Source organism: Pseudomonas sp. Sample_16 (assembly GCF_004307665.1).
GTDB lineage: Bacteria > Pseudomonadota > Gammaproteobacteria > Pseudomonadales > Pseudomonadaceae > Aquipseudomonas.
The window spans coordinates 35,920-50,245 of record NZ_RCOB01000219.1; the positions used below are offsets into that span (position 1 = coordinate 35,920).

Genomic DNA, 14,326 nt, shown 5'->3' on the forward strand with positions numbered 1-14,326 from the left:
GGGGAAATCCAGAATAATGATTTACGAAGGCATTCCCTTGTAGGAGTGAGCCTGCTCGCGATTGCGATGTGTCAGTTGATGCTTCTGTTCCTGACACACCCCTATCGCGAGCAGGCTCACTCCTACAGGTATGGGTACTACTTGGCCGACTGAACCGCCGCGCCCAGTTTCTTGGCCGCATCGGCCGGGTCGGCTTTCGGGTCGTTGATGAAGTTGGTCACGACATCGAAGAACGCACCCTGTACCGCCAGCGTGGTCGCCATGTTGTGCGCCATGCTTGGCTGCAAGCCGCCGGACTTGGCGTCAGCCAGGAAGTCCTTGGCTGCCGTCTGGGCGCACGAGTCGAAACCGTACTTGCCCATGTCGGCCAGCATGTCGTTGCGCACCGGGATCGAACCTTTGTTGATGCTGAAGACTTTCTGGAAGTTTTCGCCCAGCACGACTTTGGCGATGTCCTGCTGACCGGCAGCGGTGCCTTTGTCTTTCTGCTTGAACACCGCCAGCGAGTCGATGTTGTAAGTGAACGCCTTGTCGGTGCCCGGGAACGCTACGCACTCGTAGTCCTTGCCGGCGACTTTCCCGGCGGCAGTCCATTCGCTCTTGGCCCAGTCACCCATGATCTGCATGCCGGCCTTGCCGTTGATGACCTTGGCCGCTTCCAGGTTCCAGTCCTGGCCTTTGCCGTCGGCATCCATGTAGGTCGCGACTTTCTTCAGCTCGGTCAGCGCCTTGACCATTTCCGGACCGGTCAGCGCCTTGTTGTCCAGATCGACCAGGGCTTTCTTGTAGCCATCAACGCCCATGACCGACAGCACGACAGCTTCGAACACGGTGCTGTCCTGCCATGGCTGACCGCCGTGGGCCAGCGGGATGAAGCCGGCAGCCTTGAGCTTGTCGCCAGCGGCGTAGAATTCTTCGAGGGTGGTCGGGTTCTTGGTGATACCGGCTTTCTTGAAGACTTCCGGGTTGATCCACAGCCAGTTCACCCGGTGAATATTCACCGGCACGGCCACGTAATCACCCTCGTACTTCACGGTATCGGAGACTTTCTTGTCGAGCAGGCTGTCCCACTTCTCTGCTTTGGCAACGTCTTCGAGCACGTCGGTGTCGAGCAGACCGGTCGACGCCCACTCCTGGATGTCCGGCCCCTTGATCTGCGCAACGCCTGGCGGGTTGCCGGCAACGGCGCGGCTTTTCAGCACGGTCATGGCCGTCGCACCGCCACCGCCGGCCACGGCGCCGTCTTTCCAGGTGAAACCGTCTTTTTCGACTTGGGCCTTGAGCACATCAACGGCGGCTTTTTCACCACCGGACGTCCACCAGTGCACGACTTCGACCGAACCTTTGGAGTCGGCAGCGGAAACACTGAGCGGCAGCATTGCGAGCGGGAACAGGGAGGCGACAGAAATGACAGTAGCGAGGCGAGAAATCGCATTCATCTGAGATGTACCTTTCTTGTTGTTATGCATGCAAGTCTGGTGCTTGCGCTGCACAGGAGTTTAAACAGGACGCCTCCCCTCGCAGGTAACGAAGGGACGCGCGAATGTCACCGCATGGTTACACAGAACCGCCCTGGGACATTTGCGCCAGAGCCGTTGCCATACTGGGCGACAACGGTAGTCGAGGGATCAGCACGGCTTGCCAGGCGTGATACAGATCCGGCTTGCCGGGCCAGATATCAGCACTAGGGCGATTCAGCGGATCGAGTTCGTGATGCCAGCTGCCGTCGCATCGGTCGATGAAAAAACTGTCACAGAATTCCCAGAACAGTCGGTACCAGCGCTCGAATTGTTCATCACCGGTACGCTGCAACAAGGCGCTGGCGGCGGCACTGGCTTCGCAATGAGTCCAGTGCAGGCGATGGCGGACCACTGCTTTGTTGTCCCAGTCGAGGGTGTAGACAACGCCCGGTGCGCCGTCGACATCCCAGCCGTGCAGGCAATTTTGCTCGAAGAGTTTTTGCGCGTCGGTGGCCAGCCATCCGGGTGTCAGCATGCCGGCCTGCACTCGCGCCGCTTCGAGATGCAGGAGCAACCGCGCCCATTCGAATCCATGGCCCGGCGTGGTGCCGTAAGGACGGAAACCATCGGCCGGGTTGTCGTGGTTGTATTCGCGCAGAGGCTGCCAGTCGCGGTCGAAATGCTCGATCACCAGGTAGTCGTTGGCAGCGGCATGGCCGTGGATCACTCGCTCGACGATACGCTGCGCACGGCACAGCCAGCGGTTGTCGTCAGTGACATCGGCCAGGGCGAGAAAGGCTTCGGTGGCGTGCATGTTGCTGTTCGCGCCGCGATACGACTCCTCTTCGCTCCAGTCGCGATTGAAGGACTCGCGCATGGCACCCTCCTCCTCACTCCAGAAGTAGGTGTCGATAATGTCGATGGCGTCATCGAGCAACGCTTGTGCGCCGGGACGCTGGGCGACTAACGCGGAACTGGCGGCCAGCGCGACAAAGGCATGCAGATAGGCATTCTTGCCGGTGTTGCCGTCGCGGTGTTCGGCCACCGCAAACCAGCCACCGTGCACGGCATCGCGCAACGGTCCGCGCAGAGCTTCGACGCCATGATCGACCAGCGCTGCAAACCCCGGCAGGCCTTGAATGTGGGCCATGGCGAAGCTGTGGGTCATGCGTGCGGTGATCATGGTTTGCGCTTGCGCATTGGCCGCAAGGTGACCTTTTTCATCGAGGTTACCGAAGCCTTCGGGAAGCTTCGAAGCTTTGGCGAACGCCAACAGGCGCAACCCTTCGGTGGCGAGCCATTGCTGATGGGCAGGTGCGTTCAGCCAACTGCTGAAGGCAGGTTGGAAGCTGTGCATGGAGGACCTTTTTTGTTGTTATGACTGAGGGCCAGCATAAACAACGGGCAATGGCGGGCTTGTAACGAAGGGGCCGGGTTTTGTCACCAGTCTGTGACATTTGCTCGCGATGAACGATAACGCGGTCGTCAGTCTAGACTTCGAGGCAATTGAAGGGTTACGCGCAACCCGCCCTCACGCAAATTCTGCAGGCTGACTTCACCACCATGGCTATGGGCAATGTTGCGGGCGATTCCCAGCCCCAGGCCATACCCCTGCTGCTGCCCGGCCAAACGAAAGTGCGGCTCGAACACCTGCTCCAGCCGCTGCTCCGGGACCCCCGGCCCTTCATCATCGACGTGCAAAACAAACGCACTGTCGTCGTCATCGATGTGCAGATGCGCGTTCTGCCCGTACTTGAGGGCATTGTCGATCAGGTTGCCGATGCAGCGCTTGAGCGCCAATGGCTTGCCCGGATACGCCGCCAGCGCTCGTCCCTGCTGGGTCACGCGGCCATTGCCGTTGGGTGCCAGATACGGTTCCACCAGACAATCGAGCACATGATTGAGATCCACCGGCTCGATGTTCTCGTGAATGTCGGTGTCTTTCACGCATTGCAGCGCGCCTTTGACCAGCAGCTCCAGCTCATCCAGATCACGGCCGAACTTGGCTTGCAGCTTTTCGTCTTCGAGCAGTTCGACGCGCAGACGCAAGCGGGTGATCGGTGTGCGCAAATCGTGGGAAATCGCGCTGAACAACTGGCTGCGTTCAGTCAGGTAACGGCTGATGCGCTCGCGCATGGTGTTGAAGGCGCGACCGACTTCGACCACTTCACTGCCGCCACCCTCGGCCACCGGCTCGACGTCGGCGCCCAGCGACAAATCCCGCGCGGCCCGCGCCAGGCGCTTGAGCGGACGGCTCTGCCAGTGCACCAACAGACCGATGAACAACAGCAGGAAACCGCTGGTGAGTACGATGAACCACACCTGCTGCGCCGGCAGGCCTTGTTCTTCGAGGCTGGTGTAGGGCTCGGGCAGCAGCGAGGCGATGTACAACCATTCGCCGGGTGCCATCTGGATTTGCGTGACCAGCACGGGCGGATTAACCGGCTCCAGGGTCAGCGCGTAATGCGCCCAGGAGCGTGGCAGCTCGTCGAGCTTCAGGCCGGCGTTGAAAATCCGCAGATCCTCGGGGCTGACGAAGGTCACCGAAATATCGGTGTCATGGCCAAGGGACTGGCGCAACACTTCGTCCACCGCGTTGATCACCGCTTCCTTGCGCGGGGTGATTGGCAGCACGTCCATGCCCAGGGGTTTGTCATTGAGCGTCACCACGAATCGCGTACCGCCCATGCTACGCAACTGGTCGAGCACCAACGGCCGAAACGCCACGGGCAACGAACGGAAGTAACTCACGCTGGCGGTCATCGAATGGGCAAGGCTGCGGGCGCTGGTGACCAGGCCTTCAAGCTGGGTAGCACGCAATTGCGAGACCCAGATCACGCTCGATAACGTCTGGGCGAACAGCACCGCCAGCAGGGTCAGCAGCAACATGCGCCCCAACAGCGAGCGCGGCACCGGCACGCGCCCTGCGAGTTTGCGCAGGGATTCAGTGACCATTGCTGGCAATCACATTGGCTGCCAGTTGATAACCGCTGCCACGCACAGTGCGAATCAGCCGGGGCGGTTTCTCGGTGTCGCGCAGACGCTGGCGCAATCGGCTCACCGCCATGTCGACAATGCGGTCGAGCGGCATCAGTTCACGACCGCGGGTGGCGTTGCCGATGGTGTCGCGGTCGAGGATTTCCTGGGGGTGATCGAGGAACAGTTTCAGCAAGGCGAAATCGGCGCCGGACAGAATCACTTCTTCACCGTCGATGTGAAACAGCCGGTGGCTGACCATGTCCAGCCGCCAGTCATCGAAGGCCAGCACTTCCCCACCGCTGCGCTCCTGGCCGAACTGCGCACGACGCAGCAACGCCTTGATGCGCGCCTGCAGTTCGCGAGGGCTGAAGGGTTTGCCGAGGTAATCGTCCGCGCCCAGCTCCAGGCCGATGACCCGGTCAGCCTCGTCGGAGCTGGCGGTGAGCATGATGATCGGCACCTGAGCCCGCCGCGGGTGCTGACGAATCCAGCGACACAAACTGAAACCGTCTTCGTCCGGCAACATCACATCGAGGATCACCAGATCACTGGGTTCGTCATTCAAGGCCTGGCGAAAACCGGCGCCATCGGGCGTGGTACGTACCTGAAACCCGGCGCGGGTCAGGTAGGTGTCCAGCAACTCGCGTATCTCTTGATCGTCATCGACCAACAAAATCGACTTGTTGACTGAGCTCACTTCGAAGGCATCCTTGTTGTTGGAATTGGGGCGGATTATGCCTGATGAACGGATCGTTCCCACGCTCTGCGTGGGAATGCCTCAAGGGACGCTCCGCGTCCAGTGACGCGGAGCGTCACGGGCTGCATTCCCACGCGGAGCGTGGGAACGATCACTGGTGTGCCTGTTCGAGGGCCACACCGGCGCCAACAAGGCCCGAATACGGAGCCGTCACCAGCCACACCGGAATCCCCTTGAAGTAATCGCTCATGCACCCCTTGTCGGCGAAGCATCTTGCGAAACCGCTTTCGAGGAAGAAATCGGCAAAGCGTGGAATCACCCCGCCCACGATGTACACGCCACCGCGCGCACCGGTAGTAAGTACGTTGTTGCCGGCCACCCGACCGAGCCAGCAGCAGAACTGCTCAAGCACTTCCACCGCAATCGGGTCTCCCGCCAGACCGGCAGCGGTGATCGCTTCCGGTGTCTCAAGCACCGGCTCATGCCCGTCCACCGCACAGATTGCCCGATAAACCCGTGGCAAGCCGCCGCCGCTCAATGCCGTTTCAGCGCTGACATGCCCGATTTCATTGAAGATGTGCTGCCACAGTTGAGTCTCGCGAGGGCTGCTCAGCGGCAAGTCGACGTGGCCACCCTCCCCCGGCAGTGCGGCAAATCGGCCTTCGCCGAGATCGAGCAAAGTGCCGACGCCCAACCCCGTGCCGGGACCGATCACCACCGCCGGCCGCAACGGCTCCGGCGTGCCTTCGCAGACCACGCGGAATTCGCCGGGCTGCAAACGGGTCATGCCCAGCGCCATGGCCGAAAAATCGTTGACCAGCAACAGCTGATCCACCTGCAAGGTCTGGCAGAAGACCTTGCGGCTCAAACGCCAGTGGTTGTTGGTGAACTTGAATTCATCGCCGCTCACCGGGCCGGCCACCGACAGGCACACCGAACCGATAGCCCCCGGTGCCAGGCCGAGCCCGCTCAGGTAAAGGCTGATTGCCTGTTCCGGATTGGCGAAATCTGCTGTCGCCAGCACCTGGACCGATTCCAGCTGCTGGTTTTTCCACAACGCGAAACGTGCGTTGGTCCCACCGATGTCACCGACCAAAGCCAGTTTCAATTAAGCGTCTCCAGGGCAGAAGTAAAGGCGCTGGCGCCCTGCTCCGCCGAGCTGAAGGCCATGCGCATGAAACCAAACAGTTCGCGACCGGTGCCGATGTTGTTACCCAACAGGCCTTTGGCCGGCGTGCGCGCTGCGAATTCTTCGGCGTCCACCTTAAGCTCCAGGGTGCCTTTGACGCCATCGACGCGGATGATATCGCCCTCTTGCACCCGCGCCAAAGCGCCGCCGACATAAGCTTCGGGGCTGACGTGAATCGCTGCCGGGATTTTCCCCGACGCGCCGGACATGCGCCCGTCGGTCACCAGCGCAACCTTGAAGCCGCGATCCTGCAGCACACCGAGGAACGGCGTCATCTTGTGCAGTTCCGGCATGCCGTTGGAGCGCGGCCCCTGGAAGCGCATCACCGCGACAAAATCCTTCTCCAGCAATCCGGCCTTGAACGCATCCGCCAGGTCCTGCTGATCCTGGAACACCATTGCCGGCGCTTCCACAATCTGGTTTTCCAGCGCCACGGCGGACACCTTCATCACGCCGCGACCGAGGTTGCCTTCCATCACGCGCAAACCGCCTTCTGGCGAGAATGCCCGAGCGACCGGCCGCAGAATGCTTTCATCAAGGCTCTCGGTCACGCCTTCGCGCCATACCAGTTCACCGTTGTCGAGGAACGGCTCCTTGGTGTAGCGGCTCAGGCCATGGCCGAGCACGGTGTTGACGTTTTCATGGAGCAGCCCGGCTTCCAGCAGTTCGCGGATCAGGAACGACATGCCACCCGCGGCCTGGAAGTGGTTGATGTCGGCCTTGCCGTTCGGGTAGACGTGGCTCAGGGTCGGCACCACCTCGGAGAGGTCGGCCATGTCCTGCCAGGTCAACTGAATGCCCGCCGCCATGGCAATGGCCGGCATGTGCAGGGTGTGGTTGGTCGAGCCACCGGTGGCATGCAGCGCCACGATGGAGTTGACCAGCGAACGCTCGTCGACGATTTCACCGATCGGCAGGTAGTCGCCGTTCTGTTTGGTAATGCGCGTCACCTGATGCGCCGCTTCGCGGGTCAGGGCGTCACGCAGTGGCGTGTTCGGGTTGACGAAGGACGCACCCGGCAAGTGCAGGCCCATGACTTCCATCAATAACTGGTTGGTGTTGGCGGTGCCGTAGAAGGTGCAGGTGCCGGGGCTGTGGTAGGAATTCATTTCCGACTCCAGCAGTTCCTCGCGGCTGGCCTTGCCTTCGGCGTAGCGCTGGCGCACGTCGGCTTTCTGCTTGTTGGAAATACCGGAGACCATCGGCCCGCCCGGCACGAAGATCATCGGCAGATGACCGAAGCGCAGCGCGCCCATCATCAGGCCCGGGACGATCTTGTCGCAGATGCCGAGCATCAGCGCGCCGTCGAACATGTTGTGGGATAACGCCACGGCGGTGGACAGCGCGATCACTTCACGGCTCGGCAGGCTCAGCTCCATGCCCGGCTCGCCCTGGGTCACGCCATCGCACATGGCCGGTGTACCGCCGGCGAACTGGCCGACGGAGCCGATTTCGCGCAGGGCTTTCTTGATCAGTTCAGGGAAGACTTCGTACGGCTGGTGCGCCGAGAGCATGTCGTTATATGACGAAACAATTGCAATGTTCGCGGAATTCATCATCCGCAAGCTCTTCTTGTCGTCGCTGCCGCAACCGGCCACGCCGTGGGCGAAGTTGGCGCATTGCAGCTTGCCGCGCATCGGGCCGTCGCTGGCCGCACCGCGAATCAATGCAAGGTAAGCCTCACGCGTGGCGCGACTGCGGGCGATAAGCCGTTCGGTGACCTCAAGGACGCGGGGATGCATGTGTAGAACTCCAGGCTAACGGATGTGGCGACCTGATTGTCTATGCTGATCAAACGCCGGTGTCGATGGGATGACAGACGGTTTTTTTGACCATTCGGACCAGTTGATTCAGGTCACTCGTTGTAGATAAAACAAAATATTGCCACTAAAAAGGCTTGTTTTCTATTTTTTTGCGAATAATCTTGTAATTCCAACAACAAAACGACGGTGGCGCTGTTAATGACTCTTCGAATTGCAATCAATGGTTTTGGCCGGATTGGCCGTAACGTCCTGCGCGCACTCTATACCCAGGGCTACCGTCAGGATCTGCAGATCGTTGCCATCAACGATCTCGGAGACAGCGCTATCAATGCGCACCTGCTCAAATACGACACCGTTCACGGCACATTCGACGCGGATGTCCAGCACGATCAGGAAAGCCTGACCGTCAATGGCGACCGTATTGCCGTCAGCGCCATTCGCAACCCGGCCGACCTGCCCTGGGCCGCGGAAAAAATTGACGTGGTGTTCGAATGCACCGGCCTGTTCACCGACCGCGCCAAGGCTGCCGCGCATATTACGGCCGGCGCACGCAAAGTGATCATCTCGGCGCCAGCCAAAGGCGCCGACGCCACGGTGGTCTACGGGGTCAACCACGACATTCTGCGCCAATCGCACCAGATCATTTCCAACGCCTCGTGCACCACCAACTGCCTGGCCCCGGTGGCCCAGGTGCTGCACCGCGAGTTGGGCATCGAAAGCGGTTTGATGACCACCATCCACGCTTACACCAACGACCAGAACCTGACCGACGTTTACCACAGCGACCCGTACCGTGCGCGCTCGGCCACCCAGAACATGATCCCGAGCAAGACTGGCGCCGCTGAAGCGGTCGGTCTGGTACTGCCGGAACTGGCGGGCAAACTGACCGGCATGGCGGTGCGTGTACCGGTGATCAACGTATCGCTGGTGGACCTGACCGTGCAGCTGAAAAAAGAAGCCAGCGCGGAAGAAGTCAACGCCCTGCTCAAGCACGCCAGCCAGCATTCGAAGATTCTCGGTTACAACACCTTGCCGCTGGTTTCCAGCGACTTCAACCACAACCCGCTGTCATCGATTTTCGACGCCAACCACACCAAGTCCAGCGGCAAGCTGCTCAAGGTACTGGCCTGGTACGACAACGAATGGGGCTTCTCCAACCGCATGCTCGATAACTGCCTGGCGCTGTGCAACGCCGAATAACCTTCGCCTGTTGCGCCTTATACGATCCTGCAGGAGCCAGGCTTGTCGGCGAAGAACGATAACGCGGTACCAATGAATAACCGCGGTGTCGGGTTCGCGGGCAAGCCTCGCTCATACAGGCAGGCGATGGCGTCCTCAGCCCCCTCGCAAATCGCCCTGTGGAAAACCCCATGATCGGTATCAGCTTCACGCAAAAAACCATGGCAGCGCGCAAGCGTATCGCCCTGGTGGCCCATGACCACTGCAAGGTATTTCTGCTCGATTGGGCCGCACGACAGAAAGACCGTCTCGCCCAGCATGAACTGGTCGCCACCGGCACCACGGGATTGTTGTTGCAACAACGCCTCGATCTGCCAGTGGAAAGCATGATCAGCGGCCCACTGGGTGGCGACCAGCAGCTTGGCGCGCGAATCGCCGAGCAACGGGTCGACATGCTGGTGTTCTTCTGGGACCCATTCGAACCGCAACCGCACGACCCGGACATCAAGGCGTTGCTGCGGGTCGCGGCGGTCTGGAACATTCCGGTAGCGTGCAATGAATGCAGCGCCGATTATTTGCTCAGCAGCCCGATGATGGATCAACAACACTCGCATCGGATTCCGGATTACGCGACCTATTTGCAGGGCCGCGCGTAATCATCAACAAAATCAAGACTTGACCATGCGCGTGGATGATAAGCATTATCATTAACTCAAAATGGATCAGGTCTTCCCGTGAGTCAATCGCGCTTCAACGACGTTTTCATTACCCAGCGAGTCTCCCTGCTGCGCACGCTGGAGCGAATGGTCAACAATCACAGCACCGCCGAAGACCTGTTGCAGGAGACCTACCTGCGAGTGACCCGCGCTCTCAGTGAGCGGGCCATCGATCATCTTGAACCGTTTGTCTTCCAGACTGCCCGCAATCTGGCACTGGACCATTTGCGTGCGCGACGCATCCATTCTCGGACCATGGTCGAGGACGTGCCCGTGGACGTGGTGCAAAGTGTTGCCGCCCCCGCCAGCAGCGCCGAAGACGCCGCCCATGCCGAAAAATTGCTCGAGCGTCTGAACCTGCGCCTCAGTCAACTCAGCCCTCGTCAGCAACAGATTTTCATCCTCAGCCGCCTGCACGGTCACAGCTATCTGGAGATCGCTGAAAAACTCGGCGTTTCGCTCAGCACCGTGCAGAAGGAACTGAAACTGATCATGACGATCTGTATCGGCGTCGCCGAACGGTCAAGCGGCCACTGAACCGGCTGCGGCTCGACGGGTTTGTCCATCAGGGCTACCCTTGCCGCTCTTTTCAGTTTCACCACAAAAACAGCCGTGCGTAGACACTGCCGAGGAAACACCGTGACGGACACCCACCGCTCCCCTTCGCCCTCACCGGCGCAGGCTACTGCAGACGCGATGGACCAGGCCCTGGACTGGCTGATCGTGCTGGACAGCCCGAGCGAAGAGCAGACGCGCCAGTTCCATGCATGGCTCGCGGCGGACCCGGCGCATGCCGACGCGTTCGCCAAGGCTCAGGCGATCTGGAACGGCCCGCACGTCACGCAATGCGCACAAAGCCTGGCTGCCCGCCCGGCCAAGGTCACGCTTTTGGCTCGCTTGCGCCCGCACTGGAAACCCTTGGCCACGGCGGCCGTGCTGATCCTCGGTCTGTTCAGCTTCAGCAATCTGCCCATGCGCCTGCAGGCCGATCACCTGACCGTGGTTGGCGAGCGCCAGCGCCTGCAACTGGAGGACGGCTCGAAAGTCCTGCTCAACACCAACTCGGCGTTTTCCAGCACCATCAACGACCAGCAACGCCAGGCACGTCTGTATCAAGGCGAGGCATTTTTCGAGGTTCAGCCCCATCGTGATCGGCCGCTGGAAATCAACGCGGGCCTGGTTACCGCCAGCGTGCGCGATACGGCATTTGCCGTGCGCTACCTTGACGGCGTGACCCAGGTTCGCGTGCAGCGCGGTGATGTCGACTTGCGCGCCACCCATGACGACGCACGGGTTCGCCTGACCGCCGGAGAGAGCATCCGCATCGGCCCCAACGGCTTCGACCGACCGGCCAAGCTGGATGCAGCCACCGACCTGGCGTGGGTCCAGGGGCGCCTGGTGTTTGAAAACTGCCCGCTGAACCAGGTACTCGCTGAGCTGCGTCGTTACTATCCGGGCTGGATCATCAACAACAACGAGCAGTTGGCCGCGGTTGCCGTGACGGGAAATTATCGTCTCGATCAGCCGCTGGACGTGGTTCGCTCGCTGGCCCACATCACTTCCGCGCAACTGAAGGAATACCCGGCGCTGGTGATCTTGAACTGAATGAGAATTATTTTTACTCGATAGCCGTTCCCCGTACGTCTCGTTATAGCCAATGCAATTGATTCGCATCTAAACCTGCCAATCAGCACCTATAAAGATTCGTGCGACACGGAGCGCTATCGATGTCCTCTCGCCTTACCCGCCAATCCCCTTCACCTTCCCGTGTGCTGTCGCTGCTGACCGCCGCCATCCTGATGGCCGGCAGCGCCCCGCTGATGGCGGCTACTGCTACCGAACAGCAGACCCGCAAAATGGGCGACTACGCATTCACCATCGCGCCGCAATCACTGGTCTCGGCGCTCAATGCCTTTACCGCCGTGACAGGCTGGCAGGTAGGCTTGCCGGCCGAGCTCGCGCAAGGGGTCGCTTCGCCGGGTGTGCGCGGCTCGTTGCCTGCGGACAAAGCCCTGGATCGCCTGTTGGTGGGGACCAACCTGAGTTATCGCAAACTGGGTAACAACAACATCGTGCTGGAGCGTAGCACCACCGGCAGCGCGCTCAATCTGCAACAGACGACCATCAGCGCCACCCGCCAGGAGCAATCGGTGGACAGCGTGCCCAGCACGGTCACTGTCCACACGCGCGAAGAACTGGACCGCAACAACGTCAATACCATCAAGGATCTGGTGCGCTACGAGCCGGGCGTTTCGGTAGGCGGTGCCGGCACCCGCGGCGGGATCAGCGGCTTCAACATCCGCGGCATCGACGGTAACCGGGTTCTGACCCAGATTGACGGGGTCGAAGTCCCCAACGGTTTCTTCAACGGCCCCTATGCCAAGACCCAGCGCAACTACGTCGACCCGGAAATCGTCAAACGCGTCGAGATCCTCCGCGGCCCCGCTTCGGTGCTCTACGGCAGCAACGCCATCGGCGGCGCGGTCAGCTACTTCACCCTCGATCCGGACGACATCATCAAGCCCGGCCAGGATGTTGGCGCACGCTTGAAGACCGGCTACAGCTCCGCTGACGAGAGCTGGCTGAAATCCGCCACCGTGGCCGGTCGTGCCGATCAATTCGACGGCCTGCTGCATTACAGCCAGCGCGACGGTCACGAAACCGAATCCTATGGCAACAACAACGGTACCGGTCTGAGCCGCACGGCGGCCAACCCGGAGGACGTACGCACCAGTAACGTCCTGGCCAAGGTCGGCTGGAATTACCAGGATGACGCACGCCTGGGCCTGACCTACGAGAAGTACAAGGACGATCGCGATAGCGACCAGAAAAGTGCCTATGGCGGCCCGTTCTTCGAGGGCGCACCCACCATCCCGGCGAGCATTTTGCCTGGTGGCATGTACCAGTGGCGCACCGGTAACGACACGATCACCCGCGAGCGTTTTGGCCTGGAACACAGCTTCGCCCTGGACAGCCTGCTGACGGACAATATCAAGTGGAGCCTGAACCATCAGATTGCCAAGACTGACCAGAGCACCGACGAGTTCTATTTCCCGATCACTCGCCAGGTACTGCGAACCCGCGACACTCTCTACGAAGAAAAGCAGTGGGTGTTCGATTTGCAGCTGGATAAATCTTTCAGCATTGCCGACACCGAGCACTTGCTGACTTACGGCACCACCCTCAAGCAACAGAAAGTCACCGGCTCGCGCAGCGGTAACGGCACCTGCCTGGCGGTCGGTCGCGGCTGCACTGCCATTGGCGCCAGCAGCCCAGCGGACGTGCTGAAAAAATCCTCGGATTTCCCAGACCCGACCATCAACACCTACAGCGTGTTCGCCCAGGATCAGATCAGCTGGAACAAGTGGACCTTCCTGCCGGGCTTGCGCTACGACTACACCGAACTCAAGCCGGACATCACCGACGAATTCCTCAACACCGTTTCGGCTGACGGTCGCGGCACCGTCAGCGACGAAAACAAGACCTGGCACAAAGTCTCGCCCAAGTTCGGCCTGACCTACGCCCTGACAGAACACTACACCTGGTACGGCCAGTACGCCGAAGGCTTCCGCACCCCGACCGCGAAGGCTTTGTACGGGCGTTTCGATAACACCGCGGCGGGTTACAGCGTGGAACCCAACCCGGACCTGGAACCGGAAAAAAGCCAAAGCTACGAGACGGGCCTGCGGGGCAACTTCGAGCAGGGCTCATTCGAAATGGCGGTGTTCTACAACAAGTACCGCGACTTCATCAACGAAGACGCTGTCACTCCGGGTTATGACCAACCGACCTTCCAGAGCGCCAACATCAAGCACGCCACCATCAAGGGCGCAGAAATCAAGGGTCGCCTGAACCTCGATACCTTGGGTGCGCCACAAGGTCTCTATACCCAGGGCTCGGTGGCCTACGCCTACGGTCGCAACAACGACAATGGCGAGCCGATCAACAGCGTCAACCCGCTGACCGGCGTGTTTGGTCTGGGTTACGACCAGGACAACTACGGCAGCTTGCTCAGCTGGACCCTGGTGAAAAAGAAGGACCGCGTCGACGACAGCAACTTCAAGTCGCCGGATGGCGTCAGCAGCCAGTTCAAGACGCCGGGCTTCGGCATCCTCGACCTGACCGGGTTCTACAAGGTGACCAACGACGTCACCCTCAGCGGCGGCATCTACAACCTGACTGACAAGAAGTACTGGCTGTGGGACGACGTGCGCGGCTACGACAGCGTCGGCGAAGCCTCGGTGACCCAACCGGCCAACCTTGATCGCCTGACCCAGCCGGGTCGCAATTTCGCCATCAACCTGATCTGGGATATCTGACTGGCCTCACCTCTCTGCGCGGCT

11 protein-coding genes are annotated in these 14,326 nt (G+C 60.7%); 5 read left to right on the forward strand and 6 right to left on the reverse strand.

Annotated elements, in window-relative coordinates:
- Nucleotides 1–137 precede the first annotated feature (137 nt).
- The 6 genes from D8U69_RS28980 to edd all read right to left on the reverse strand — a co-directional run bounded on the left by D8U69_RS28980 (nt 138) and on the right by edd (nt 8,067).
- On the reverse strand, nt 138–1,439 hold the full coding sequence (locus D8U69_RS28980; protein ID WP_056852627.1) for an ABC transporter substrate-binding protein: 1,302 nt from the start codon (nt 1,437–1,439) through the stop codon (nt 138–140).
- 118 nt (nt 1,440–1,557) lie between these two features.
- On the reverse strand, nt 1,558–2,817 hold the full coding sequence (locus D8U69_RS28985; protein ID WP_130908641.1) for an AGE family epimerase/isomerase: 1,260 nt from the start codon (nt 2,815–2,817) through the stop codon (nt 1,558–1,560).
- Nucleotides 2,818–2,945: 128 nt separating this feature from the next.
- Nucleotides 2,946–4,415: an ATP-binding protein gene (locus D8U69_RS28990; protein ID WP_056852629.1), complete on the reverse strand. Its 1,470-nt coding sequence runs from the start codon at nt 4,413–4,415 to the stop codon at nt 2,946–2,948.
- Entirely contained in the window at nt 4,405–5,136 is a 732-nt protein-coding gene (locus tag D8U69_RS28995; protein ID WP_056852630.1) for a response regulator transcription factor, read from the reverse strand. Before D8U69_RS28995 ends, D8U69_RS28990 begins: the two co-directional genes overlap by 11 nt.
- A gap of 151 nt (nt 5,137–5,287) precedes the next feature.
- Nucleotides 5,288–6,244 (reverse strand): glucokinase, encoded by a 957-nt coding sequence (locus D8U69_RS29000; RefSeq protein WP_056852631.1) that lies wholly within the window; start codon nt 6,242–6,244, stop codon nt 5,288–5,290.
- Nucleotides 6,241–8,067 carry a phosphogluconate dehydratase gene (edd, locus tag D8U69_RS29005; protein ID WP_056852632.1) on the reverse strand — a complete coding sequence of 609 codons (1,827 nt, stop codon included), beginning with the start codon at nt 8,065–8,067 and terminating at the stop codon, nt 6,241–6,243. Before edd ends, D8U69_RS29000 begins: the two co-directional genes overlap by 4 nt.
- Before the next feature lie 219 nt (nt 8,068–8,286).
- On the opposite strand from edd, the gene gap reads away from it, so the two are divergent.
- From gap to D8U69_RS29030, 5 genes are all read left to right on the forward strand, one after another.
- Nucleotides 8,287–9,288, forward strand: a complete 1,002-nt coding sequence (gap, locus tag D8U69_RS29010; protein ID WP_056852633.1) for a type I glyceraldehyde-3-phosphate dehydrogenase — start codon at nt 8,287–8,289, stop codon at nt 9,286–9,288.
- A 170-nt stretch (nt 9,289–9,458) separates the two neighbouring features.
- Nucleotides 9,459–9,923, forward strand: coding sequence for a methylglyoxal synthase (locus D8U69_RS29015; protein WP_056852634.1), 465 nt, complete (start codon nt 9,459–9,461; stop codon nt 9,921–9,923).
- A 78-nt stretch (nt 9,924–10,001) separates the two neighbouring features.
- Nucleotides 10,002–10,520 carry a sigma-70 family RNA polymerase sigma factor gene (locus D8U69_RS29020; protein ID WP_130908642.1) on the forward strand — a complete coding sequence of 173 codons (519 nt, stop codon included), beginning with the start codon at nt 10,002–10,004 and terminating at the stop codon, nt 10,518–10,520.
- A gap of 102 nt (nt 10,521–10,622) precedes the next feature.
- A complete protein-coding gene (locus D8U69_RS29025; RefSeq protein ID WP_130908643.1) occupies nt 10,623–11,588 on the forward strand; it encodes a FecR domain-containing protein in 966 nt (321 codons plus the stop codon).
- A gap of 122 nt (nt 11,589–11,710) precedes the next feature.
- Nucleotides 11,711–14,302: a TonB-dependent receptor gene (locus tag D8U69_RS29030; protein ID WP_130908644.1), complete on the forward strand. Its 2,592-nt coding sequence runs from the start codon at nt 11,711–11,713 to the stop codon at nt 14,300–14,302.
- The last annotated feature ends 24 nt before the right edge of the window (nt 14,303–14,326 follow it).

Excerpts from the sequence above, each read along its gene's own strand:
- gap (WP_056852633.1), top strand. The coding sequence starts at position 8,287 with ATGACTCTTCGAATTGCAATCAATGGTTTTGGCCGGATTGGCCGTAAC.
- D8U69_RS28980 (WP_056852627.1), bottom strand. The coding sequence starts at position 1,439 with ATGAATGCGATTTCTCGCCTCGCTACTGTCATTTCTGTCGCCTCCCTG.
- D8U69_RS29015 (WP_056852634.1), top strand. The coding sequence starts at position 9,459 with ATGATCGGTATCAGCTTCACGCAAAAAACCATGGCAGCGCGCAAGCGT.
- D8U69_RS28985 (WP_130908641.1), bottom strand. The coding sequence starts at position 2,817 with ATGCACAGCTTCCAACCTGCCTTCAGCAGTTGGCTGAACGCACCTGCC.
- edd (WP_056852632.1), bottom strand. The coding sequence starts at position 8,067 with ATGCATCCCCGCGTCCTTGAGGTCACCGAACGGCTTATCGCCCGCAGT.
- D8U69_RS28990 (WP_056852629.1), bottom strand. The coding sequence starts at position 4,415 with ATGGTCACTGAATCCCTGCGCAAACTCGCAGGGCGCGTGCCGGTGCCG.
- D8U69_RS29030 (WP_130908644.1), top strand. The coding sequence starts at position 11,711 with ATGTCCTCTCGCCTTACCCGCCAATCCCCTTCACCTTCCCGTGTGCTG.